This is a genomic window from Pseudomonas sp. GW458-11-26-14-LB4, from assembly GCF_059423925.1.
Genome location: NZ_JBWKYU010000016.1, coordinates 49,112 through 71,435 on the forward strand (window position 1 = coordinate 49,112; position 22,324 = coordinate 71,435).

The 22,324-nt window shown below is 59.3% G+C and carries 22 protein-coding genes and 1 other RNA gene; 8 read left to right on the forward strand and 15 right to left on the reverse strand.

The window, feature by feature from the left end; all coding sequences use genetic code 11:
- Nucleotides 1-223 precede the first annotated feature (223 nt).
- Complete coding sequence (pmrG, locus tag AC07XZ_RS20525) at nucleotides 224-895, forward strand: lipopolysaccharide core heptose(II)-phosphate phosphatase PmrG (protein WP_102687330.1); 672 nt, start codon at nucleotides 224-226, stop codon at nucleotides 893-895.
- A complete protein-coding gene (locus AC07XZ_RS20530) occupies nucleotides 892-1,713 on the forward strand; it encodes a phosphatase PAP2 family protein (protein ID WP_102687331.1) in 822 nt (273 codons plus the stop codon). Before pmrG ends, AC07XZ_RS20530 begins: the two co-directional genes overlap by 4 nt.
- 65 nt (nucleotides 1,714-1,778) lie before the next feature.
- On the opposite strand, the gene AC07XZ_RS20535 is transcribed toward AC07XZ_RS20530, so the two are convergent.
- The gene (locus tag AC07XZ_RS20535; protein WP_102687332.1) at nucleotides 1,779-3,212 is read right to left on the reverse strand and encodes an ArnT family glycosyltransferase; all 1,434 of its coding nucleotides are present in this window, start codon (nucleotides 3,210-3,212) and stop codon (nucleotides 1,779-1,781) included.
- A gap of 68 nt (nucleotides 3,213-3,280) precedes the next feature.
- Nucleotides 3,281-3,868 (reverse strand): ribosomal protein S5-alanine N-acetyltransferase, encoded by a 588-nt coding sequence (rimJ, locus tag AC07XZ_RS20540; protein ID WP_102687333.1) that lies wholly within the window; start codon nucleotides 3,866-3,868, stop codon nucleotides 3,281-3,283.
- A 143-nt stretch (nucleotides 3,869-4,011) separates the two neighbouring features.
- On the opposite strand from rimJ, the gene AC07XZ_RS20545 reads away from it, so the two are divergent.
- On the forward strand, nucleotides 4,012-4,590 hold the full coding sequence (locus tag AC07XZ_RS20545) for a GNAT family N-acetyltransferase (protein ID WP_102687334.1): 579 nt from the start codon (nucleotides 4,012-4,014) through the stop codon (nucleotides 4,588-4,590).
- 95 nt (nucleotides 4,591-4,685) lie between these two features.
- Here the strand turns inward: AC07XZ_RS20545 and AC07XZ_RS20550 are convergent, their stop codons facing one another.
- The 10 genes from AC07XZ_RS20550 to AC07XZ_RS20595 all read right to left on the reverse strand — a co-directional run bounded on the left by AC07XZ_RS20550 (nucleotide 4,686) and on the right by AC07XZ_RS20595 (nucleotide 15,457).
- Nucleotides 4,686-5,054: a DUF6124 family protein gene (locus AC07XZ_RS20550; protein ID WP_102687335.1), complete on the reverse strand. Its 369-nt coding sequence runs from the start codon at nucleotides 5,052-5,054 to the stop codon at nucleotides 4,686-4,688.
- Nucleotides 5,055-5,444: 390 nt separating this feature from the next.
- Nucleotides 5,445-6,188 carry a hypothetical protein gene (locus AC07XZ_RS20555; protein WP_102687336.1) on the reverse strand — a complete coding sequence of 248 codons (744 nt, stop codon included), beginning with the start codon at nucleotides 6,186-6,188 and terminating at the stop codon, nucleotides 5,445-5,447.
- A 223-nt stretch (nucleotides 6,189-6,411) separates the two neighbouring features.
- Nucleotides 6,412-6,885, reverse strand: a complete 474-nt coding sequence (locus AC07XZ_RS20560) for a cysteine hydrolase family protein (protein ID WP_102687337.1) — start codon at nucleotides 6,883-6,885, stop codon at nucleotides 6,412-6,414.
- A gap of 67 nt (nucleotides 6,886-6,952) precedes the next feature.
- Nucleotides 6,953-7,342, reverse strand: a transfer-messenger RNA (tmRNA) gene (gene ssrA, locus AC07XZ_RS20565).
- 95 nt (nucleotides 7,343-7,437) lie between these two features.
- Nucleotides 7,438-7,716, reverse strand: coding sequence for a PA2433 domain-containing protein (locus AC07XZ_RS20570; RefSeq protein ID WP_102687338.1), 279 nt, complete (start codon nucleotides 7,714-7,716; stop codon nucleotides 7,438-7,440).
- Nucleotides 7,717-7,846: 130 nt separating this feature from the next.
- A complete protein-coding gene (locus AC07XZ_RS20575) occupies nucleotides 7,847-10,669 on the reverse strand; it encodes an FAD-binding and (Fe-S)-binding domain-containing protein (RefSeq protein WP_102687339.1) in 2,823 nt (940 codons plus the stop codon).
- Nucleotides 10,666-11,337 carry a LutC/YkgG family protein gene (locus AC07XZ_RS20580; protein ID WP_102687340.1) on the reverse strand — a complete coding sequence of 224 codons (672 nt, stop codon included), beginning with the start codon at nucleotides 11,335-11,337 and terminating at the stop codon, nucleotides 10,666-10,668. Before AC07XZ_RS20580 ends, AC07XZ_RS20575 begins: the two co-directional genes overlap by 4 nt.
- Nucleotides 11,337-12,791, reverse strand: a complete 1,455-nt coding sequence (locus AC07XZ_RS20585; RefSeq protein ID WP_102687341.1) for a LutB/LldF family L-lactate oxidation iron-sulfur protein — start codon at nucleotides 12,789-12,791, stop codon at nucleotides 11,337-11,339. Before AC07XZ_RS20585 ends, AC07XZ_RS20580 begins: the two co-directional genes overlap by 1 nt.
- The gene (locus AC07XZ_RS20590; protein ID WP_039769136.1) at nucleotides 12,788-13,612 is read right to left on the reverse strand and encodes a (Fe-S)-binding protein; all 825 of its coding nucleotides are present in this window, start codon (nucleotides 13,610-13,612) and stop codon (nucleotides 12,788-12,790) included. The genes AC07XZ_RS20585 and AC07XZ_RS20590 overlap by 4 nt, the downstream gene beginning before the upstream one ends.
- Before the next feature lie 150 nt (nucleotides 13,613-13,762).
- Nucleotides 13,763-15,457, reverse strand: a complete 1,695-nt coding sequence (locus tag AC07XZ_RS20595; RefSeq protein WP_085746875.1) for a lactate permease LctP family transporter — start codon at nucleotides 15,455-15,457, stop codon at nucleotides 13,763-13,765.
- A 262-nt stretch (nucleotides 15,458-15,719) separates the two neighbouring features.
- Here AC07XZ_RS20595 and AC07XZ_RS20600 point away from each other — a divergent pair, with 262 nt between their 5' ends.
- Nucleotides 15,720-16,487 carry an FCD domain-containing protein gene (locus tag AC07XZ_RS20600; protein ID WP_039769141.1) on the forward strand — a complete coding sequence of 256 codons (768 nt, stop codon included), beginning with the start codon at nucleotides 15,720-15,722 and terminating at the stop codon, nucleotides 16,485-16,487.
- Nucleotides 16,488-16,537: 50 nt separating this feature from the next.
- Here AC07XZ_RS20600 and smpB read toward each other — a convergent pair whose 3' ends face one another.
- A complete protein-coding gene (gene smpB / locus AC07XZ_RS20605; RefSeq protein WP_007953781.1) occupies nucleotides 16,538-17,020 on the reverse strand; it encodes an SsrA-binding protein SmpB in 483 nt (160 codons plus the stop codon).
- A 119-nt stretch (nucleotides 17,021-17,139) separates the two neighbouring features.
- Between smpB and AC07XZ_RS20610 the strand changes: the two genes are divergently transcribed.
- Genes AC07XZ_RS20610 through AC07XZ_RS20620 form a run of 3 tightly spaced genes read left to right on the forward strand, consistent with a single transcriptional unit; the run spans nucleotide 17,140 to nucleotide 19,292 of the window.
- The gene (locus AC07XZ_RS20610) at nucleotides 17,140-18,543 is read left to right on the forward strand and encodes a sodium-dependent transporter (RefSeq protein WP_102687342.1); all 1,404 of its coding nucleotides are present in this window, start codon (nucleotides 17,140-17,142) and stop codon (nucleotides 18,541-18,543) included.
- 7 nt (nucleotides 18,544-18,550) lie between these two features.
- Nucleotides 18,551-18,985, forward strand: a complete 435-nt coding sequence (locus AC07XZ_RS20615; RefSeq protein WP_003221509.1) for a type II toxin-antitoxin system RatA family toxin — start codon at nucleotides 18,551-18,553, stop codon at nucleotides 18,983-18,985.
- Complete coding sequence (locus AC07XZ_RS20620; protein ID WP_102687343.1) at nucleotides 18,978-19,292, forward strand: RnfH family protein; 315 nt, start codon at nucleotides 18,978-18,980, stop codon at nucleotides 19,290-19,292. Before AC07XZ_RS20615 ends, AC07XZ_RS20620 begins: the two co-directional genes overlap by 8 nt.
- Before the next feature lie 61 nt (nucleotides 19,293-19,353).
- Here AC07XZ_RS20620 and AC07XZ_RS20625 read toward each other — a convergent pair whose 3' ends face one another.
- Entirely contained in the window at nucleotides 19,354-19,881 is a 528-nt protein-coding gene (locus AC07XZ_RS20625) for an outer membrane protein assembly factor BamE (RefSeq protein WP_085746878.1), read from the reverse strand.
- A 97-nt stretch (nucleotides 19,882-19,978) separates the two neighbouring features.
- Here AC07XZ_RS20625 and fur point away from each other — a divergent pair, with 97 nt between their 5' ends.
- Entirely contained in the window at nucleotides 19,979-20,383 is a 405-nt protein-coding gene (fur, locus tag AC07XZ_RS20630) for a ferric iron uptake transcriptional regulator (protein ID WP_039769149.1), read from the forward strand.
- 75 nt (nucleotides 20,384-20,458) lie between these two features.
- Here fur and recN read toward each other — a convergent pair whose 3' ends face one another.
- Nucleotides 20,459-22,132, reverse strand: coding sequence for a DNA repair protein RecN (gene recN / locus AC07XZ_RS20635; protein ID WP_085608031.1), 1,674 nt, complete (start codon nucleotides 22,130-22,132; stop codon nucleotides 20,459-20,461).
- Between the last annotated feature and the right edge of the window lie 192 nt (nucleotides 22,133-22,324).

Here is a 22,324-nt window from a genome sequence, read left to right on the forward strand (position 1 = left end):
TTGTGCGTCTTGATCGTCGGTCAGGCTGGAAGATTGTTGTTTTTTTGCGCCAGCAAGGGTGTAAGCAGGACTGTATCGGCCGCAAATCCGAGAGCTGAAAGGTTTTTGTCCTACGGAATTTGTAACAGGCACTCACAAGACTTTTTTCACATGGGTTTCACTGCCTGCCCACGCCGTGCTCTCTAACCTCGCCGCATCGAATGACACCTGATGGCGGCTTTTTGTGGAATTGCGACTGAGTCTGTTCGGCGTCAAGCGCTCGATTGATCTGAGCGGTCTGACCCGTTTTCGAAACACCTGGGTGGTCTTGGCGGCCTCGGTGCTGGTCATTCCGCTGACCCTGTGGCTGCTCGCCCCGGCGGCGGTGCCGGACCTTGCCCACGGCAATGTGGCCGGCGCGCAGGCGCTGAAGGACGGTTGGAGCAAAGGCGACATCATCGTGCTGGTGCGTCACGTCGAGCGCTGCGACCACTCGAAAGCCCCGTGCCTGAGCGGCCACGATGGCATCACCGATCGCTCGCGCAGTGTCGCGGTGAGCGTCGGCGCGCAGTTCGAGCAGTTGGGTCTGGACAAGGCCGACGTCTACAACAGCCCGATGGTGCGTACGGTGCAGACCGCCGGCTACATGTTCAACAAGGCCGCGACCGGCGAAGACTGGTTGATCAGTTGCAAGGGCCGGATGTTGCAGGATGCGCTCGCGCACAAGGTCCCGGGACGCAACCTGATTCTGGTGACCCACAGCGAATGCATGGCGCAGCTGGAAAAAGACCTCAAGGTGCCGGCCTCGACCCTCGGGTACGGCGCATCGCTGTTTGTTTCCGCCGCCAGCCCGGCGGCCCCACAAATGCTCGGCTTCATTGAAGCCTCCGACTGGCGCACGGTGACCACCCGATGAAATCACGCTTTTATGCTTACAATTTCGGCATCCCGCTGCTCTGCGCAGCCGTGGTTTTTCTGATGTTCGACATGACCAACATCGACATCGCTTTCAGCAATTTGCTGTTCGATCCACTGACCCACACATTTCCGCTCGACAAGATTCACTTCTTTGAAAAACTGACCCACAAGTGGGCGCGGATCATTCCGAACTGGACCGCTGAAATCGCCTTGATCGGCGCCGTGTTGTCGTTGGTCTGGCCGCTGGTGAAACCGCAAAGGCATCCGCGTCTGGGCGGGTTTCTCGAGCGCAGTAAAGTCGCGCCGGTGCTGCGCTTTGCCGCCGAGCACCGTAGGGATTTTCTGTTTGTGGTGGTGGCTTTCGCGGTCTGCACCGGGGTGATCCATTTCCTCAAGTCGCACACCAGCGTTTACTGCCCGATCGAAACCACGCTGTACGGCGGAAAGATGCCGCACATCGAGTGGTACAACAATTTCCAGCTGTTCCACGAAGCGGGTGAAGGGCGTTGCTGGCCGGGTGGCCATGCCTCCGGTGGCTTCACCATGCTGGCGCTGTATTTCGTGGCGCGTCGTTATCAGTGGCGTTTCTCCAGCGCGTTGTTGTGGGGCTCGCTGCTGCTCGGTTTTGTTTATGGCACCACGCGTGTCCTACAGGGCTGGCACTACATGTCCCACACGTTCTGGGCCGGCATCTTCGTGTGGCTGGCGTGTTTGCTGACGGCGCTGGCGTTCTACGGACGGGCTAGTCTGGAATTGCCGGTATTGAGCAAGCGTGAGCGGAAGGTGTTCGGCGCACAGCCTGAGGTTTCTCTCTGAGTCCTCGCCGCTGAAATGAAAAACCCGCCATCACCGGCGGGTTTTTCGTTTGTGCTGTGGTGGCTTCAGTAGCCCACGAAGTAATACGCCTGGCGCCCAACCATCATGGTCTTGTGGACTTTCAGCGGGGCGGCGGGTTCGCTGTCTCCCGACATCACGGCGATGTTCGATGGCGATGCACTGAGAAAGTCCCGTAGCTGCGCGTCGGTGTCCAGGCCCTTGAGGACGCTCTGGGTATAGAACACGCTGGCGCCGCCGACCCGTTCGTTGGCTTGAAACAACGCGACCTGATTGCCGCTCGCCTGCAGGGCTTGAATGTGTTCGGTCAGCGGCAGGAACGACAGGTGTTTATCGGCGTTCGGCAGTGCCCATTGCGCGGCGCCTAAATAGCTGGCGATGACAACCGTCAGTATCCCCGCCGCCAGTGTCTGACGATGACGGGCGATTCGTCCGACAAAACCATTCTTGTGATCCTTCAACCTGTCGAACAACACGCCCGCATATTCCGCTGCGATCACTGCCGCTGCGGGTGTCATCGACATCAGGTACACCGTGCGTTTGCTCGAGGCCAGGGTCAGCAGGATGAACTGCGCGATGATCCACAGGCTGAAAAACAGCAGGTAACGGTTGGCCTTCAGCTCCTTGCGAAAATGCCACAGGCCCAGGTACACCAGAATGTTCCAAGGTAGGAACGCCTGCGGCAGCTTGGCAAGGTAATAGTAGAACGGCTCGTAGTGCCCGGCTTCGACGAACGATCCGCTGAAACGTCCAACGCTGTTGGTCAGCAACACTTCGCTGACCGCCTGGACGCCGCCACGCTGATAGAGCACGGCGAGCCAGATCATCAGCGGGATCAGGCCGACCAGGGTCAGCAAACCCGGACGCAGCCAGTCCGTCAGCTTGAAGCGCTTGTCCATCAGGTTGTCGGCCAGCAGAAAAGCGAAAATCACCACGCCCGGCATCGCCAACCCGAGCACGCCTTTGCTCAGCGTGGCAATCGCAATCCCGACCACAAACAGCAACGAACTGCCCGGGTTCGATGCTCGCTGCGCCTGAAAGAACGCCAACAGTGCCGTGGTCACGCCGAGGGCGAGCAACGCATCCTCGCCGACGCCGCGTACGTTGCTCCAGTAACTGGCCATGGTCGCCAGCAGAATTCCCGCCGTCCAGGCGATGGCCTTCGGGCGATCGAAGCGACGCAGCATTGCATACAGCAGCATCACGCTGAGCAACCCGGCCACCGCCGACGCCAGTCGCACCGCCCAGGGCGAGACGCCGAAAACGCGCAGGGCGCCGGCGTCCAGCCACAGGCTCAGGGGCGGTTTTTCCAGGAAGGGCTCACCGAACAGACGCGGTGTCACCCAGTCGTTGTCCAGGTGCATTTCCATCGCAATGCCCGCAACCCGGGCCTCGGTGGAACCTTGCAGTTGATGGCTGCCGAGGGCGAAAAAGAACAGCAGAGCGGCAAGCAGAAGCAGGGAAGAGGCGGCACGCGACATGGGTTCAGGCAACCGGAAGTGAGCGGAAACCCGAGCTTACGCGGCCAATCCTTAATAAATTGTGAACGTCACGACAGCGGCCGCGACCAGCGTTGCTCCGGCGCTTCAAAACGCGGATTGACCCGCGCCGTCAGCACATGATCCTGCCAGCGCCCGGCGATATTCAGATAGGCCTTGGCGTAGCCCTCACGCTCGAACCCGAGACGCTCAAGCAACCGGGCGCTGCGTTCATTGCCGGGAATGTAGTTGGCCATGATCCGGTGCAGGTTCTGGGTGTCGAACATGTAGGCGATGGCTGCTTCCAGCGCTTCCTGCATCAACCCCTTGCCCTGATGCGCCTCGTCGATGTGATAACCCAGATAGCACGCCTGAAACGCACCGCGAATGATCCCGCTGAAATTGCAGGCGCCGATCATCTGCTCACCATCCGGGGTCAGCAACGCCATATGCACCGCCAGCCCGGCTTCGAAGGCACTGGCCTGTATTTCAAGGCGCCGGCGGATCTGTTCCGTGGAGAAATAATCGGTGGTACGGATCGGCGACCACGGCGCGAGGTGACGTTGATTGCGCTGGTAGAACGCGCTTTCCAGCGCCGCTTGATCCGGGTCGAGTACCGCGAGCGTCAGGCGTTGACAGGGCAGGGTCAGCAGCGGCATCGGGTGCTCCGGAAGCAGGGAATGATTGACAGAATTGTCCGGCCGGACGGAAAACACAACTGGATCGCCGAACGCAGAGCACTATAAATTTCCCTGATTCACTTCACATCCGGTTATGAGATGCGTCGTTCAAGGAGGACATGATGGAATGGGCATTCAAGGCGGGGGAGCAGTCGCTGCGACTGATACCGGCGGATCCGGCGTTTTACTCGTTGTTTCAGCAGGCGCTGAACGCCAGTTACCTCGATCATTCGGAATTTCTGCCTTGGCCGCGTAAGTACACCAACGCGGAGCAGGCGCTCGAGTTTCTGCTGAAGGCCCAAAAAGAGTTCAACAGTGAAACCGGCGAGCGACGATGGCTGATCGTGACCGAGGACGGGCAAGCGCTGATCGGTTGCATCGGACTCAAGCCCCGCTCGCGCAACCGCTACGTCGTGGGTTATTGGGCCAACACCGAGCAATCGGGCAAGGGCTACATGCGCGCCGCCCTCACGCACCTGCTCAACAACCTTCCTGAATTCACCTTTTACCTGACGGCGTCCTCTGCCAATGCGCGAAGCCGGCGTCTGGCCGAGGCTGTCGGGTTTGTGTTGATCAGGATCCACCCAGGGGCCCGGCAATCGGAACGGCACGGCGAGCAAGACACCTGCGTCTATCGCCTGCCAGGCAAAACGCAGGCGAAAAAAAGCCCGCAGGAGCGCGGGCGAACCGTAGTTTCTTGAATGAGCGAGGCCAATGTACACGGCCATCACCGCCGCCGGGGTGAAGAAAAGTTCATGTCGATGAACGACTTGCGTCATCGACGAGCGGTCGTTTTTCAGTGCACGACAGGCGCCGTCGTACGGGGCACCAGATTCACCGGATCAAGGTTCTCCACGGCCCGATTGACCAGCATTTCAGTCATGATCGACAGCTGCCGGATCGCCAGCAACCGGCTGCGCTGAGAACTTGTGAAATCATCGGCGATGTTCGCCGTCATCATGTTGAGCGCCGCCAGGGTTTCGCAGGCATGGGTCAGCAGAGTGGCCGTATCCACGTCGGTGCGCACGGAGAAAATCTCGTTGAAAGGCAGGGTGCGACGCGGCTTTCTCACGTACTCCTGAGGCTGGGCAAGCACAGCCGGTTCTTTCGATTCGGTTTCGTGAGGCGGTGTTTGATCAGGCAGGCTTGGGGTGTCTTTTTTCATGACGAGGCTCCATGGTTTCAGGCTCCCGGCGAATCCCTTTGGTAAACCATCTGCCGGGTTGCAGCGGAGCGCGAAGACTAGCGTTTGGAAGCATCTTGAACCAGTTCATGAAAGTCGACGCGGGTTGCGGGAATTTTCCTAGGACGGTGGTTGCAAGTCTCATCCGGATGCAGAACTGCAGAAGCGACAAGGCCCGCACTGGGTGGGCCTTATTGAGCCGGGGTCAATTGAACTCGTATCGTAGAACCGTTTAAATATTGGTCTTAGTGACTACTCGTGATGTCCAGGATACAAGAGGGGATACACCCTGCCTCATTAATGCTCGATCAGCCCCTTATCGCTGACTCCCATCTGAGTTTTTGTATGGGCTCATTGAGAGGTCACTGGGCATTATTGAGGTAACCCCGGCTTCGAAGTCAGCAGCGTTTCTCTCAGCACGCGGCCGCTCCTGTTTTCCACCTTGTATACGGTTTTGTCTACCAGTAGAAACGTATTCTTGCTGTCAGCCAAAATGAGGGTGCCTGTAAGCTTGGCGTCCTTGTTGGTTGTCAAGGTGTGCTGCTTGTCGAACCCCTTGATAAGTTCCTGTTGAGTAAACCCCTTAGTATCAGCCTTACCCATCTTTATGCCCTGTTGAACACCTATAGCCGGCGTAAAAAAGGCTATGAACAAAAGAAACCCAACCCAGCAGGCTAGAACAATTTTTGTGTCTCGTTTCGCGTTCTTCACCACGGCTCCGATGAAGGCGCCCGCTACCAAAATGAAGCAAAACGCGAGAATGCCTGGGCCGATGATGGGGACGTAATTCGCGGCTTCCAAGGCGCCGGAAAACAAGCTGATGTAGCCGAATAGAAGCAGACTGGGCGTACTCAATCCAATCTCGTTGGTATCGATTCCAAAGCTGTTGTAGTAGCCAACCAACAAAGAGTAGCCATACACCACAAGTGCTGCTTGGAGGCCCAGCGCCGCATAGTTGATTAGCTTGAACGCCAAATCGACGTTGGTTTCGAGCTTTTTAACGCTAGGTACTTGCTCGGATACTGCTGAGCTCTGTGTGGCTAGGGGAGGAGCGTTGACGAGCGTGATGGGTGTGATCAATTCGACACGGATTGATTTGTCTTTCTTCCAGAACATCGATGCTTCCCTGCAGATTTTGACGGGATGGAACCATACCTAGATCAGAGCATTCGTCGCTAGCCTGACACGGTCTTCTGATTGAAAAAATGGAAAAGGGGACGATGGAAAAGTGGACACCCATTAGTCGGTCTCAAGTCAAGGTTAAAAGCCACCGCGCCCGGAAGCATCTTGAACCAGTACGTGAAAATAGACGCGTGCTGCGGGAAATTTCCTAGGACGCCTACAGACAGGAGCGAAGTTCACTCGACGTCAGCGTGTGCTTGAAGTGATGTTCCCATAACCGCACACCCAGCCCGCCCGAGCGATCCAGCGACGAGCCCACCGTCAGATCCGTGAGCAACGTCGGCTGCAACCCACCATCGAACAGCGAAAAGCCGGCAGCTAGGCAGCAGGTTTCGGTTTGCAGGCCGCAGACCAGTACGCGATCCAAATTCAGGCTTTTCAGGTATCCGATTGTGTCCGGGGAGGGCGCGTAGCCGTATTTGATGAAGATGCGGTCTGCGGCGATCAGGCTGTCATCGTCCGCCGCCGGGTGCCAGCCGAGCTGACGCTGGAACGGTGTGCGGGTTTCATCATGACGCTCGACCGTGGCGACGCTGGGCAGTTTGCCGATCAGGGATTGAATGCCGTCGATCAGCCATTGCGGCGGGGAGAAGCTGGGTTGGACGTCGATGATCAGCAGTGCCTGGTGCATGAGGTCTCCCGGGATAAATCTCCAGATGCGACAAGGCCCGCACTGGGCGGGCCTTGTCGTTGAGAGTTGGTGGAGCCGGGGGGATTTGAACCCCCGTCCGCCAGTACTCCGCTGTCGGTACTACATGCGTAGCCGTGTCTATTAAGTTAACCCTCAGCGACCCGACGGGCAGGGTGCTTTGGGCGAGTTGTGTAAGTTTTAGCCGCTTCGTCCACAACGTACTGCACGGCGATTCTGTTCTATATGACAATCATTTTGGGTTTACAGACATCCCCTGATGATTGCTGGACCCGAAGGTACCAGGAGTGCATGTCAGCTGCAATTAAGCAGCGAGAGCAGCACCGTATTGGTCGTCATTGGCAACTATAAGTAGTTGCAACAGTGGATTTACGACTTCTGTTACCAAGTCGGCATGCACCTAGAGTTTCGCAACCGGCGTCGAATCCTAAACGGCCCCGAGCCTGGCGCTCTGTGTGGCTTATGAGCAACAAGCCTGCGCAGTGTACGCCAAACGGCTGACAAGGCCAACCCGAAGGTTGGCCTGAGCTTCGATCAGTTGTTGGTTCCGCTGGTTTTGCGGATTTCCAGAATGGTTTGCTGGGTTTCAGCCACGCATTCGTCGATCTTGCCCTGGGCCTTGAGTGCCTGGGCTTTTTGCACGCTGGCTTCTACCCGTTGATTCAGGTCGGGTGAGGCCATTGCCTGCGCCTTGGCGTTGTTGATGGTTTGCAGATTGGCATCACACAGGTCAGCGGGCTTGTCGGCAGCGAACGAAGTGGAAGCCATCATCGAGGCAGTAACGAACAGACCTAACAGTACAGAACGCTTCATGTGTATCTCCTTGAACTGAGGGATCCAGACTTCGCTGGCCGTCAGGACGGGCAACCGAATGGAGGACAAGCCCCGATTGTTCGGGGCCTGTTCTGTGGACTGCGGTCGTTCGCAAGGGTTCTATTTTTCTTCAGAGGGCGGTTGCGGGGGCTTTGGCTCGGGTTACCCGGTCCACCAGATACACCAGACCGTGGTAGTCGATTCCACCGTGTTGCGTCAGACCGATCTCACAGGTGCGGCTGGTGGAAATCCCTTCGCTGCATTGTTGCACCGCATCCTTGAGCGTACGCAGTGAGTGGCTGTTGAGCTCTGGCGTGGTGAAACCCTTGTCGCCAGCGAAACCGCAGCAGTGAATGCCTTCCGGGATCACCACGTTCTTGCTGCATTTGCGGGCCAGGTCGATCAGCGCCTGGCTTTCCCCAAGGTGCTGAGTGCTGCAGGTCACGTGAACCGCAATCGGTGCTTCCTGCGGGGTGAAGTCGAGCCGATCCATCAGGTGCGTACGGATGAAGCGCACAGGGTCATACAGATCCAGGCGAACATTTCCCACATCCTGCACCAGCCGCAGCGTGCAGGGGCTGGTGTCGCAATAGATCGGATCGAGCCCGCCGCGACTGGCCTGGAGCAGCGCGCCGATCAGCTCCTGACGCTTGTGTTCGGCCTGTTCGGCATAGCCCTTGGACGCAAAGGGCTGACCGCAGCAGAGGTTGTCCAGATTGTCCGGAAACACCACCTGATAACCGGCCTTTTCCAGCAGGCCACGGGTTTTGTCGTACAGCGACATCTGCTCCTTGTCGCCCGCTGCCGGCCCCATCACACGCGAGACGCAAGCCGCCAGATACACAACGCGCGGGCGCTCGTCAGACACGGCCGGGCTGAAGCGAATGGCTTTTTCCGGCTGCGGCATCGCGTTGGTCCACAGCGGCACCTGACCTTTGGACAGCCGCGTCAGGGTGGCGGAAAGCTTCGCCAGGCGCGGTGCACCCAACAGCATCCGCGCACCGTTGGCCACATGCAGGGTGAAACGCGCACCTTGCAGGGTGGTGGCGAAATTTCCTTCGATGAAGTTGGCAGTTTTCGTATGCGTCGCGTGAAGGCCGCGAAGCTTTTTCACCAGCTCGCCGGTGTTGATGCCTACAGGACAACGTTGTGCACACAAACCGGTTGCTGCGCAGGTATCGATGCCTTGGTAATCGTAGGCTTTTTCCAGTTCGGTGGTGTCGATCCCGGCGCGTTTTCGCGCCTGGATATCGCGCCAGATCACGATGCGCTGGCGCGGGCTCAGGGTCAGACCTTTTGAGGGGCAGACCGGCTCGCAGAAACCGCACTCGATGCATTTATCCACAATCTCGTCAGCCGCCGGCAGCGGTTTCAGGTGCTTGAGGTGGATCTGCGGGTCTTCGCTGAGCACCACGTCCGGATTGAGAATGCCGTTGGGGTCGAGCAGGCGTTTGAGCTGCCACATCAATTGATAGGCGTCGCTGCCCCATTCGAGTTCGACGAAGGGCGCCATGTTGCGTCCGGTGCCGTGTTCCGCCTTCAGCGAACCGCCAAACTCCACGGCCACCAGTTGCGCCACGTCGTCCATGAACGCCTGATAGCGTGCGACTTCTTCCGGGCTGTTGAAGCCTTGGGTGAAGACGAAGTGCAGATTGCCTTCCAGCGCGTGTCCGAAAAGGATCGCTTCGTCGTAGTGATGTTTGTCGAACAGCTCGATCAGACGGTTCACGCCGATCGCCAGTTGCTCCACCGGGAAGGTGACGTCTTCGATGATCACCGTGGTGCCGGTCTTGCGCACGGCGCCGACGGCAGGGAAGGTGTCCTTGCGGATCGCCCAGAGGCGGGCGTTTTCGACCGGGTCTTCGGTGAAGTCGACCTGTTTCTCCACCGGGAAGGCGCTGAGCGAGGCCATGATCTGCGCCAGTTGTTCCTGCAGCAAAGTGGAAGAAGCGGCGCGGGATTCGATCAACAGCGCGCAGGCATTGTTCGACAGCTGCTGTACGAAAGCCGGCATGCCGGGTTTGTCCTGCACCGAGCGCAGGCTGCGGCGGTCGAGCAGTTCCACGGCCGACACCGGTTGGCTTTTCAGCACGGTGACGGCGTTGCAGCAGGTTTCCACATCCGGGAATACGATCAGCGCCGAGGCCTTGTTCGGGTGGTCGATCACCGTGTCGTAGGTCACCGCGCTGATGAAGCCGAGGGTGCCTTCGGAACCGACCAGCAAGTGGCTCAAGATATCCACAGGCTCATCGAAATCCACCAGGGCGTTGAGCGACAGGCCGGTGGTATTTTTCAGACGGTATTTGTGGCGGATTCGTGCGGCCAGTTCGGCATTGGCGCGGGTCTCGCGGCCCAATGTCGCCAGGCGTTCCAGCAATTGACCGTGGCTGACTCGAAACGCCTCGACGCTGGCAGCATCTTCGGTATCCAGACGTGTGCCGTCGGCCAGTACCAGACGAATCCCGGCCAGCGTGTGATAGGTGTTTTGCGCGGTGCCGCAGCACATGCCGCTGGCGTTGTTGGCGACGATGCCGCCGATCTTGCAGGCGTTGATCGACGCCGGATCCGGGCCGATCTTGCGTCCGAATGGCGCAAGCCACGCGTTGGCCTGGGCGCCGATCACCCCCGGTTGCAGGCGGATTTGCGTGCCTTGCCCTCGGATCTCCCGGGCGTTCCAGTTATCCCCCAGCACGATCAGCACCGAATCGCTGATCGCCTGGCCGGACAGGCTGGTGCCGGCGGCGCGGAAGGTCACCGGGACCTGATCGCGCTGGGCCAGCTTCAGCAGCGCCACCACTTCATCTTCGGATTCGACGCGGATCACCAGTTGCGGAATCAACCGGTAGAAACTGGCATCGGTGCCGAAGGCCAGGGTCGACAGCGGATCGTCGAAGCGGCGCTCGGCCGGAATCAGTTGCTGCGCATCGCGCAGGAAATTCGCCGGTAAGGTCATTGGTCCTCCAGGATCAACACCACCAAGTCTTTCGGGCCGTGGGCGCCGTAGGCCAGGACTTGCTCGATGTCGGCGGTTTTCGACGGGCCGGACACCAGCAGCGCATTGGTCGGCATGCCTTGTGCCCACTCGAATTCCTGCTGCACCTGATAGAAGTTGTCGCGGATCTGGCTGGCCTTGAGCAGGGCGAAATGCACCGGCGGCACCAGGCTCATCAGCCGTGGCTCTTCGCGGGTCGGCCACAGGATCAGGCTGCCGGTGGCGGCAATCGCGCCGAGGGTGCCGGTCAGGCTGGCCGGGGTGTCGTTGAACAACTCGGCTTTCCACTCTTCCATCGGTCGGTCGTAGGACTTCAGCGCCGGCAGATCAGGATTGTTCGCCCAGTGTTGTGTGATGCGCTGCCCGTGAGGTGTAGTCGGTGCGATCAACAGGCTCGGCAACTGGCGGTCACGCAGCAATTGCGCCAGCAGCGCCGGCCACGCATCAGCGGAAGTCAGGTGGATCTCGGTGTGCACCGCTTCCATCAGTTTGCGCAGCTGCGGGATCCGTTGTTCGGCGCTGTAGGTGTAAGGCTGAGTCACCAGATCGACGTCAAAGTTGTCGGCAATCGGTGTGGTGCCGGTCAGACTTTTGCGCAACTTGCCGAGGATATTTTGCTTGGCGCTCATCAACGGTCTCCTTGTTTGGCGAGGTGTTCGCGAGCCATGTCATGCAATGAGCGGGCGGCGGGTTTCGGCGCGCTGTGATTCTGCGTCCACGGGCCGACGTTGTTCGGCGCCAAGGCCCGCAGGCGTGTGGCGAAAAACGCAAACAGTCGATACAGGGTCGGCGAGCTGTTGAGCTTCGCCCAGGCGTTCCAGATGAAGCGTTCCTTGCGCGAATACTTGCTGCCCTGGCCGCGCATCACTTGATGAGGACTGTCGGGGGATTTGACGTTCTCTTCGCGTAGGCGGCGCAGCAGTGCAGGAATAGGAATTTTTACCGGACACACTTCACCGCAGGCGCCGCATAACGAAGAAGCGCTCGGGTGATCCGGGACTTTCGCCAGGCCGACCATGTGCGGGGTGATGATTTTGCCGATCGGGCCGGGATAAACCTCGCCATAGGTATGGCCGCCGACGCGGGTGTAGACCGGGCAATGATTCATGCAGGCGCCGCAGCGGATGCAATTCAACGTCTGGCGCAATTCACTGTCGGCGAAGGCCTGGCTGCGACCGTTGTCGAGCAGTACCAGATGCACTTCCTGCGGGCCGTCGAGTTCGTGTTCCTTGCGCGGGCCGGAGATCATGTTGACGTAGGTGGTGATCGGAATGCCCAGCGCCGAGCGGGTCAGCAATGACAGCAGCGGCACCACGTCGCGCAGGTTTTCCACGACCTTTTCGATGCCGGTGACGGCGATGTGCACCGGCGGCACGGTGGTGGTCATGCGGCCGTTGCCTTCGTTTTCCACCAGCAGCAGGGTGCCGGTTTCGGCCACGGCGAAGTTGACACCGGAAACGCCGATGTCCGCTTCGAAGAATTTCTGCCGCAGGACCCTGCGACCGATCTGAATGAGTTGGTCAACGTCCTTGGTGTATTCCACGCCAAGTTTGTCGTGGAACAAGGACGCGACCTGACCGGCATTCTTGTGGATTGCCGGCATGATTATGTGTGAAGGCTTCTCGTGGTCGAGCTGGACGATGTACTCCCCCATGTCGGACTCCAGACATTCAATGTCCCGAGCCTCGAGGAAATGGTTCATCTCCATCTCTTCGCTGACCATCGATTTGCCCTTGATCACTTGCCGCGCCTCGTGAGCGCGGATGATCGAAAGGACGATGCCATTGGCCTCGTCCACCGTTTCCGCCCAGTGCACTGTCACACCGTTGCGGGTCAGGTTCTGTTCCAGTTGCTCGAGCAGGTCGGGCAACTTGGAGAGCGCACGCGCCCTGATCGAGTTGCCCAGGGCGCGCAAGTGTTCTCTTTCGTGGGCATCGCTGAAAGCCGCTGCCCGCTTGGTCATCAGTGAATCCATCGCAGTGCGGAAGTTGTTCCGTAACTGCGAGTCGCCCAGGGCGTTGTGTGCCCGGGTGCGGAAGTCTTCTTCTACGGCAACCGTAGGAATAATCGTGGAAGTGCTCATCGCGCACCTCCGGTTCGTTGCCAGAGGAAGCTCGCCAGGTGTTGCCCGCGCAGCGCTTCCTGCTGTTTTTCCAGCGAGCCGTTGATGTTCATCAAGCAGCCGCAATCGGCACTGAGTACCTGATGCGCACCGGATTCCTTCAACGCCCGGGTCTTGTCAGCCACCATCGCGCCGGAAATGTCTGGCATACGGACGCTGAATGTCCCACCGAAGCCACAGCATTCGCTTTCGTGATCGTGATTGACCCGTTCCACGTTGCTCAACTGCGCCAACAACTCGCGGCCGTGCAGGTGGGTGTTCATTTCCCGTCGCGCCGAACACGAGGTGTGCAGCGCCACTTTTACCGGCTCGCCGCTGTCCTTGAGCTGCACCTTGCAGACGAACAGCAGAAACTCGGCCAGCTCATAGGTGCGGGCCGCGAGGGCCTGAACCTGTTTCAGCGTTTCCGGCTCGTCCTTGAACAAGTCGGCGTAATGCTCGCGGATCATTCCGGCGCAGGAACCCGACGGCACCACCACCGGATAGTCCCCGGCAAACAGCGCCAGTTGCGAGCGCGCCACCGTCCGTGCCTGCTCGGTGTAACCCGAGGTGTAGGCCGGTTGTCCGCAGCAGCTCTGCCCTTGCGGGTAGTCGACCCGGATGCCTTCGCGCTCCAGCAAGTGGATCGCGTCCATCCCGGCTTCCGGATAGAACAGGTCGACCACGCACGTGCCGAACAGGTAGACCCGCGACGGTTTCTCGCTGGGGTATTGCCGGGGTTCGGGCAGTGGCGGTGCGACGCGAGTGGCGTTGGGCACAGCGTTGTAAAAAAGCTCGCTCATCAGGCGTGTCTCCGGGTGGGCCCGGTTATCCGTCTGTTGAGGCTGCCGAATATAGAGCTCGTTGCTTTCAGCAGCCTTACAGACCGGGTTGTGAATTGCTGACGCCGGAATCACGAACTGGCGTCGGTTATTTCCATGTCGCTTGTAGTCTTAATGCACCAGCATGCCGGTAAACCAATAGGCCTGGGCCAACGTGATCAGGCCGACGATCGTGGCAAAGAATAGGCTGTGCTTGAGGGTGAAGCGGAACAGATCGGATTCCTTGCCCACCAGCCCGGTCGCGGCGCAGGCCACGGCGATCGATTGTGGCGAAATCATTTTGCCGGTCACGCCGCCGCTGGTATTGGCCGCCACCAGCAGGGTGTCGTTGACCCCGATCTGGTGCGCGGTGGTCGCTTGCAGCGAACTGAACAGGGCGTTGGACGAGGTATCGGAACCGGTCAGGAACACGCCGAGCCAGCCGAGGAACGGCGAGAAGAACGGAAACGCTGCGCCAGTACCGGCCAGCACCAGAGCCATGGTCGAGGACATGCCGGAATAGTTGGTGACGAAGGCAAACGCCAGCACCATGCCGATCGACAGGATCGGCCAGCGCAGTTCGTAGAAGGTCTCTTTCAAAGTGGTCAGACCAGTTTTGAAATTGATCTTCAGCACCAGCATCGAGATCAGTGCGGAGAAGAAAATTGCCGTGCCGGTCGCGGAAATCGGATCGAGTTTGAATACGGCCGGGATCGCGGTCGGAGCAGCAACGATCGGAGCGGTCTTGATCACCAGTTGATCCAGGTGCGGAATCGCGAAGTTGAACACCCAGGCGTACATCGAACCGCCGGCGGCGAACATGGCTTTGAAAGGCTTGAGGGTCCAGATGGTCACCAGCACGGTGAGGATCAGGAACGGCGACCACGCCTTGAAGATTTCCCCGAGGCTGTAGGGCGAAGCGACGGTGGTGCGCTTCTGGCCGAAACCGCCGACGCTGGCGGAGACCACCGAAGCGGATACGGCGCCGACGATGTGCTGGCCGGCGGCACGTTTCGGTTGCCAGACCTTCAGGAACAGGGTCAGCGAAATCAGACTGGCCAGGGCCGACGTGATGTCCGGCAGCTCCGGGCCGATGAAATTCGAAGTGAAGTATTGGGTGACAGCGAAGCTCAGGCCGGCAACCAGTGCGGCTGGCCAGGTTTCACGCACGCCGCGCAGGCCGTCCATCATGAACACCAGCCAGAACGGCACGAACAGCGACAGCAGCGGCAGTTGGCGGCCGGTCATGGCGCCGATCTTGAACGCGTCGATACCGGTGACTTGCCCGGCCACGATGATTGGAATCCCCAGTGCGCCGAACGCCACCGGTGCGGTGTTGGCAATCAGGCACAGGCCGGCGGCGTACAGCGGGTTGAAACCCAGGCCAACCAGCAGCGCAGCGGTAATCGCCACTGGCGCGCCGAAGCCGGCGGCACCTTCGAGGAAGGCGCCGAAGCAGAAACCGATCAGCAGCACCTGCAGGCGTTGGTCGTCAGTGATCGACAGCACCGAGCTGCGGATGACCTCGAACTGACCGCTCTTGACCGTCAGTTTGTACAGGAACACCGCCGCCACAATGATCCAGGCAATCGGCCACAGACCATAGGCGAAGCCATATCCGGCAGCGGCGAACGCCATGTCGACCGGCATCTGGAACGCGAAGATCGCCACAAGGATCGCCAGGGCGAGCGTGATGCTGCCGGCTACATGACCTTTGAGGCGGAACACCGCCAGAGCGAGGAAGAAGAACACGATGGGGATGACGGCCGCGAGTGCGGACACGCCGAGACTGCCGAGCGGGCTGTAGAGCTGTTGCCAGGTTTGCATATGGGGTGGCCCCTAATTGTTGTTGGTCAGGCACTGTCAGCGTTCTTGGTTAATTGGTAATACCAATTTACAATCGCTGTTGGCTAGGGTAAAAGCCTTGATGTCGGTGTGTCAATTTGCCGCCCTAAAACTTTTGTCGAATCACCGGTGCAGAGCTCGATCTGATCCGGTCGCCCAAGTGTCATCTGGCAGGTGTCGGCAACGCGCCGATAGGCCAGAATAGAGAGCCCGGCGAGCGGTCGGGATGGTGGAGAGTTGAGTGATGGGGTTTGATCAGATACGTCAGCGCCGTTTGTCTGACGACATTGTCGAGCGACTGGAAGGGATGATTCTCGAGGGCACGTTGAAGTCTGGCGAGCGTCTGCCGGCCGAGCGGACTCTGGCGGAACAGTTCGGCGTTTCCCGGCCCTCTTTGCGCGAGGCGATTCAGAAGCTTGCGGCCAAGGGGTTGCTGGTCAGCAAGCAGGGCGGCGGCAACTATGTCGTGGAGAGCCTCGGTTCGACGTTCAGCGATCCGCTGCTGCAATTGCTGGAAAGCAATCCCGAGGCGCAGCGCGATCTGCTGGAATTTCGCCACACGCTGGAGGCATCGTGTGCCTATTACGCAGCATTGCGCGCCACGGATGTGGATCGTGAACGGCTGACGGCTGCGTTTGAAGAGTTACAGGACTGCTATTCGCGTCATGACGAAGTGAGCCGGGCGGAAGAGGGCGCGGCGGATGCGAAATTCCACCTGGCGATTGCCGAAGCCAGTCATAACGCGGTGTTGCTGCACACCATTCGCGGGCTGTTCGATTTGCTCAAGCGCAACGTGGTGACCAACATCGGTGGCATGTACAAGCAGCGCACGGAAACTCGCGACATGCTGATCACGCAGCATCGGGAGTTGTATCTGGCGATTATCGAGGGTCGCGCGGAACAGGCGCGTGAGGTGTCCAGCCGACACATTCTGTATGTGCAAGAAGTGCTGGAAGAGGTGCGTCAGGAAGTGCAGCGCATGGCTCGCGCCGAGCGACGTAAAGGGATGTAAAAAAGACCGCTCCCGTGCGAGGCGCGGGAACGGTCATTCAGGCAGAAGAATCAGTCTTCCTTGCCCTTGTTGCGCACCGCACGCTGTAACTCGCGACCGGCGTCGCGTTCGCGTTCGGTGTCACGCTTGTCGTATTCCTTCTTGCCCTTGCCCAGTGCGATCTCGCACTTGACCATGTGCTTGCTCCAGTACCAGGACAGGCACACGCAGGCGTAACCCTTTTGCTGCACGGCGGCGGCGAGCTTGTCCAGCTCGCGGCGGTTGAGCAGCAGCTTGCGGGTACGCACCGGGTCGGCAATGACGTGGGTGCTGGCGGTCATCAGAGGCGTGATGTGGCTGCCGAGCAACCAGGCTTCGCCATCCTTGAGCAACACGTAACTGTCGACCAGTTGCAGTTTGCTTGCCCGCAGACTTTTTACTTCCCAGCCGGCCAGGACCAGACCAGCCTCGAACTTGTGCTCGATGAAGTAATCGTGTCGCGCCTTTTTGTTTTGCGCGATGGTCCCTGTTGGGTGTTTCTTCTGTTTAGCCATAGGGGCGGCATTATATGGAGATAAACGGCTGTCGGCTACGGTGATGCTGCGTGCTTGAGCAGGTTGAGTGAATCCCGGACAATGCGGCCTCTTTTTCTAACGCTTGGGCGTGATAAACGATGTCGACAGACAAGGTTTCTGTCCACGGCAGTTGGGCTAGCCGCTGGGTTTTCATATTCGCCGCGACCGGTTCGGCCGTGGGATTGGGCAGCATCTGGAAATTCCCCTACATGGTCGGGGTCTACGGTGGCGGCGCCTTCGTGCTGATGTTTCTGGCGTGTATCGCGCTGATCGGCATCCCGGTAATGCTCGCCGAAACCCTGATCGGCCGCCGTGCCCGCCAGAGTCCGGCGAATGCCCTGAAGGTGCTGGCGCTGGAAGCGGGGCACTCGGGCAAGTGGTCGTGGGGCGCGTTCGCCGGGATGATCACGGCGTTGCTGATTCTGTCTTTTTACAGTGTGGTCGGCGGCTGGTCGCTGGATTACATCATTGATATGGGGCGCGGAGACTTCCAGGGCGCGACGGCCGATCAGGTCGGGGCGTATTTCGGTAATGTCATCTCCGATCCGTGGCGCCTGACACTTTGGCACACGGTTTTCATGCTGTTGTCTGCAGTAGTGATCGCCAAGGGCGTGGTCGCCGGGCTCGAGCGCAGCCTGCGGATCATGATGCCGCTGCTGTTCGTGATGGTGCTGGTTCTGCTGGGCTACAGCATGACTACCGGGCATTTCATGGAGGGCGTGCACTTCATGTTCGACTTCCACCCGGAAAAAGTCCTCGACGGCTTGCTGCCGGCCATGGGCCACGCGTTCTTCTCCCTGAGCGTGGGCGTGGGCTCGATCATGATCTACGGCGCCTACATGACCAAGGAAGCCTCGCTGTCCGGCACGGTCGTCGGTGTGGCGCTGCTCGATACCTTTGTTTCGCTGGTGGCCGGTCTGGCCTTGTTTCCGATTGTGTTCGCCGGTGGTTTGAACCCGAGCGAAGGCCCGGGGCTGATGTTTGTCAGCCTGCCATTTGCTTTCGGTAACGTGCTGTTCGGCCAGTTGATGGGCGTGGTGTTCTTCGTTCTGGTGGCCATTGCGGCCTGGAGCTCAGCGATTTCCCTGCTAGAGCCGATGGTCGCCTATCTGGTCGAGCGGACTAAAATCAGTCGTGTCTGGGTGACATTCTGGTTGGCGTTCACCTGCTGGTTCGTCGGCCTGGGCACGGTGTTTTCCTTCAATATCTGGAAGGAAGCCAAATTTTTCGTGAACGATGGCGGGGTGTTCCATCTCTACCAATTGGGTGCGGCCGGTGGCCTGGACTTCTTTGGTGTGATCGACTTCTTCACCTCGCGGATCATGTTGCCGCTCGGCGGACTGTGCTTCGTGCTGTTTGCCGGTTGGGTGATGGGGCGTGAGGCGGTGCGTGACGAGTTGTCGATTCGCAGCCCGGCGCTGTTCGCCCTGTCTCTGTTCTTGATGCGCTATGTGGCGCCCATCGGCATTCTTGTAGTGTTTGCCGCCCAGCTCTGGAAGTGACGCTTACATGACGACACATATTCAACGATCGGCGCTGCTGCCTTATCCGGCGCAATTTCTCTACGACCTCGTCAATGACGTGGCACGTTACCCGGAATTTCTGCCGTGGTGCTCGTCTGCTGAAGTCCTGGAAAGCTCGCCTGAGCATATGCGCGCCAGTGTCGGCGTGGCCAAGGGCGGCCTCAGTCAGCATTTCGTGACGCGCAATACGCTGGTGCCGGGTCAGTCGATCGAGATGAACCTGGAGGAGGGGCCGTTCAATCAGCTGCACGGCGTCTGGGTGTTCAAGGCGCTGAACGAGAAGGCCTGCAAGATCAGTCTGGATCTGTCTTTCGACTACGCCGGGCCGCTGGTCCGCGCGACGCTCGGGCCTTTGTTCAATCAGGCAGCCAATACGCTGGTGGACGCGTTCTGCCAGCGCGCCAAGCAGATGCATGGTTGAGCCGGTGATCGAAATCGAAGTGGTGTATGCGGCGGTTGATCGTCAGGTGTTGCGTGTAACCAGTGTTGCCGAAGGTACGACGGTGCGTGCGGCGCTGATGGCGTCCGGGATTGATGGTGAATTTCCGGAGTTGGATCTGAGCAGTTGTCCCTTGGGGATTTTCGGCAAAGTGATCGCTGATCCGGATACCCGACAGGTTCAGGAAGGTGATCGCATCGAGATCTATCGGCCACTGTTGGCTGATCCGAAAGAGGTGCGCCGTCTGCGCGCCGCCAAGGCTGCCGAGGCCAAGGCGAAAAATCAGTAGGTTGGCCAAACGGCAGGCAATAAAAAACCCGGAACTTCCGGGTTTTTTATTGCGTCGCAAATTATTGCGGCGAGGTGTCCAGCGGTTCTGGCGTTGGAACCGGAACGGTTTCCACACCATCGACGTCCTTCTGGATCTGATCCAGCAAGGAGCCTGGCTTGGCCGGTTTTTCCGGTTTCGGCTGTTCGGCGTTTTCAGCAGGAGTGGTCACGCTGGTGCCACTGTCCTTGCCGAGAATGGCTTCATCACGGCTGACGCCCGGCATGAAGTCACCGGACAGGCTGACAAGACGGTCATTCGAGTCGAAAATGACACTCATGCGTTCCTGCTGACGTTCACCGCCACCAGGTTGCAGGCTGTACAGGTAATCCCAGCGGTTGGCATGGAACGTGTCGGCAAGCAGAGGGTTACCCATGATAAACCGTACTTGCGGCCGGGTCATTCCCGGGCGTAACTGGTCTATCATGTCCTGCGTGACGACATTGCCCTGCTGGATGTCGATTTTGTAAACCCCGGGGAATGAACAACCGGCGAGTGCGAGCAGTCCCACAAAGGTGAAACTGGTTAGCAAGAGCTTGGTGTTTTGCATCGGTGGGCGACTTCCACTATCTTGGCTGGGACAACGTAAACGCCGATCATACCCGCATTAAGAGAAGCTGCGAAGCAGCATCGCGAGAAAGCTGACCATGGTTGAAAATAGCGAACTACGCAAAGCCGGCCTCAAAGTGACCCTGCCACGGGTCAAGATCCTGCAAATGCTCGACTCTACAGAGCAGCGTCACATGAGTGCCGAGGACGTCTACAAGGCGTTGATGGAAGCTGGCGAGGATGTCGGTCTGGCCACGGTTTACCGTGTTCTGACCCAGTTCGAAGCGGCTGGCCTCGTGGTCCGTCACAACTTCGACGGCGGCCACGCGGTATTCGAATTGGCCGACGGTGGCCACCACGACCATATGGTTAACGTGGAGTCGGGCGAAGTCATCGAATTCTTCGACGAAGAAATCGAAAAACTTCAGAAGGCGATCGTCGAGAAGCACGGTTACGAGATGGTTGATCACAATCTCGTACTGTACGTACGCAACAAAAAGTAAGCATGTCGCGCGAATTTCAGGTTCGCGAAACGAGCGAAGGCGACCCAAGGGTCGCCTTCGTGCTTTCTGGCGTGCTTAAACCTTTGCGGTAACGACCATCTTTTTCGCGTGCGCCAAAGACTCTTTGGTCAGATCGATGCCGCCAAGCATCCGCGCGACTTCTTCTATACGGTCATTCTTGCTCAGCTTCGAAACGGCTGTGTGAGTCGCCTGCTCGCCGCGCACTTTATGCACGAACAGGTGCTGATGTCCCTGGGCCGCGACTTGCGGTAAGTGTGTGACCGTCAGTACCTGTCCGCGATCCCCGAGGCGGCGCAGCAACTGGCCGACGATTTCGGCCGTCGGACCGCCAATGCCCACGTCCACTTCGTCGAACACCAGCGTCGGAACACGAGAGGTCTGGGCGGTAATCACCTGGATGGCCAGGCTGATCCGTGACAGCTCACCGCCGGAGGCCACTTTGGCCAGGGCCTTCAGGGGTTGGCCAGGGTTGGCGCTGACCAGCAACTCGACTTGCTCCAGACCATTGGGTTGCAGTTCGCTGCTGTTGTTGGCGCGCAATTCGATGGTGAAGCGACCGCCGGGCATGCCCAGGCGCTGTATCTCCTGCTCCACCGCGCTGGCCAGGCTGCCGGCCGCCTGATGACGCAGCTCGCTCAGTTCCCGGGCCTTTTCCTGATAGTGGCGGGCATAGGATGCGAGTTCCTCGGCAAGGCGTTCGATGGATTCATCGTTGGCGTCGAGGGCTTCGATTTCATCGAGCAGCTTCTGCTGCATCTCTGCCACCTCCGTCGGCTGAATACGGTGTTTGCGTGCCAGCGTGTAAATGGAGTCCAGACGTTCCTCCAGATATTGCAGGCGCGCTGGATCGGCATCGAAGTTGTCGAGAAAACGATTGAGTTCGCCGACGGCTTCTTCGACCTGGATCTGCGCACTGGTCAGCAGGCTGCTCGCCTCACCCAGCGCGCCGACCGAGTTGTTCACGCTCGACAGGCGATTGAGGCTGGCCGTCAGGGCATTCAGCACGTTGCCGGAATCGCTTTCGCTGCATTGCTCGACCACTTGTCGGCAGATGCCGAGCAGGGTTTCGGCATTGGTCAGGTTCTTGTGTTCCTGCTCCAGTTCTTCCAGCTCGTTTTCGCCTAGGCCGAGGTTTTCCAGTTCTTCGAGCTGGTAGCTGAGCAGCTGATGGCGCGCGCGCTGTTCGTCGCCGGAATTGGAAAGGCGCTCCAGCTCCTGACGGGTCTGGCGCCAGCGCTGGGCGGCCAGGTGAACCTGGCGCGCCAGATCGGTGGCCCCGGCGTATTCGTCGAGCAGGCGCCGGTGGGTGTCGGTCTTGAGCAGGGATTGGTGTTCGTGCTGGCTGTGGATATCGATCAGCAGCTCACCGAGAGCCTTAAGGTCGCCGAGCGGGCAGGGCGTGCCATTTATATAGCCGCGTGAGCGACCTTCGGACGTGATGACCCGGCGCAGGATGCACGGGCCGTCGATTTCCAGGTCGCGTTCCGCGAGCCAGGCGCTGGCCTCGGGAATGTCGGCCAGATCGAAGGTCGCCAGGATATCGGCCTTGTCGGCGCCCGGTCGAACCACGCCGCTGTCGGCGCGATCACCGAGCGTCAGGCCCAGGGCGTCGAGCATGATCGACTTGCCGGCGCCGGTTTCCCCGGTAATCACGCTCATGCCGCGATCGAGTTCGAGATCGAGATGTTCAACGATGGCGTAGTTGTGTACGGACAGGTGCACCAGCATAAAGGCCGCTCCCAGGCTTCAGGTCTGGTTATTTATACAGTGTTTTGTTTCGAGCTGACAATGCCCTCGCCGAGGTCGATGGGGATGATCCGATCAAATGCCTATCGCGCCAGGGAATGGCAATGCAGCACTTTTTTGTAGGGTTAATCGTTGTCAGCCCTTGAAGCCTGATTTTGCGGCCCCATATATCGG

Coding starts and splice junctions, on each gene's coding strand:
- AC07XZ_RS20570 (WP_102687338.1), bottom strand. CDS start 7,716: ATGAAGCGTTCTGTACTGTTAGGTCTGTTCGTTACTGCCTCGATGATG.
- AC07XZ_RS20590 (WP_039769136.1), bottom strand. CDS start 13,612: ATGAGCGAGCTTTTTTACAACGCTGTGCCCAACGCCACTCGCGTCGCA.
- recN (WP_085608031.1), bottom strand. CDS start 22,132: ATGCTGGTGCACCTGTCCGTACACAACTACGCCATCGTTGAACATCTC.
- AC07XZ_RS20575 (WP_102687339.1), bottom strand. CDS start 10,669: ATGACCTTACCGGCGAATTTCCTGCGCGATGCGCAGCAACTGATTCCG.
- AC07XZ_RS20600 (WP_039769141.1), top strand. CDS start 15,720: ATGGGGTTTGATCAGATACGTCAGCGCCGTTTGTCTGACGACATTGTC.
- AC07XZ_RS20580 (WP_102687340.1), bottom strand. CDS start 11,337: ATGAGCGCCAAGCAAAATATCCTCGGCAAGTTGCGCAAAAGTCTGACC.
- AC07XZ_RS20555 (WP_102687336.1), bottom strand. CDS start 6,188: ATGTTCTGGAAGAAAGACAAATCAATCCGTGTCGAATTGATCACACCC.
- AC07XZ_RS20595 (WP_085746875.1), bottom strand. CDS start 15,457: ATGCAAACCTGGCAACAGCTCTACAGCCCGCTCGGCAGTCTCGGCGTG.
- AC07XZ_RS20620 (WP_102687343.1), top strand. CDS start 18,978: ATGGTTGAGCCGGTGATCGAAATCGAAGTGGTGTATGCGGCGGTTGAT.
- AC07XZ_RS20550 (WP_102687335.1), bottom strand. CDS start 5,054: ATGAAAAAAGACACCCCAAGCCTGCCTGATCAAACACCGCCTCACGAA.
- AC07XZ_RS20530 (WP_102687331.1), top strand. CDS start 892: ATGAAATCACGCTTTTATGCTTACAATTTCGGCATCCCGCTGCTCTGC.
- AC07XZ_RS20585 (WP_102687341.1), bottom strand. CDS start 12,791: ATGAGCACTTCCACGATTATTCCTACGGTTGCCGTAGAAGAAGACTTC.
- smpB (WP_007953781.1), bottom strand. CDS start 17,020: ATGGCTAAACAGAAGAAACACCCAACAGGGACCATCGCGCAAAACAAA.
- AC07XZ_RS20560 (WP_102687337.1), bottom strand. CDS start 6,885: ATGCACCAGGCACTGCTGATCATCGACGTCCAACCCAGCTTCTCCCCG.
- AC07XZ_RS20545 (WP_102687334.1), top strand. CDS start 4,012: ATGGAATGGGCATTCAAGGCGGGGGAGCAGTCGCTGCGACTGATACCG.
- rimJ (WP_102687333.1), bottom strand. CDS start 3,868: ATGCCGCTGCTGACCCTGCCCTGTCAACGCCTGACGCTCGCGGTACTC.
- AC07XZ_RS20615 (WP_003221509.1), top strand. CDS start 18,551: ATGACGACACATATTCAACGATCGGCGCTGCTGCCTTATCCGGCGCAA.
- AC07XZ_RS20535 (WP_102687332.1), bottom strand. CDS start 3,212: ATGTCGCGTGCCGCCTCTTCCCTGCTTCTGCTTGCCGCTCTGCTGTTC.
- AC07XZ_RS20625 (WP_085746878.1), bottom strand. CDS start 19,881: ATGCAAAACACCAAGCTCTTGCTAACCAGTTTCACCTTTGTGGGACTG.
- fur (WP_039769149.1), top strand. CDS start 19,979: ATGGTTGAAAATAGCGAACTACGCAAAGCCGGCCTCAAAGTGACCCTG.
- AC07XZ_RS20610 (WP_102687342.1), top strand. CDS start 17,140: ATGTCGACAGACAAGGTTTCTGTCCACGGCAGTTGGGCTAGCCGCTGG.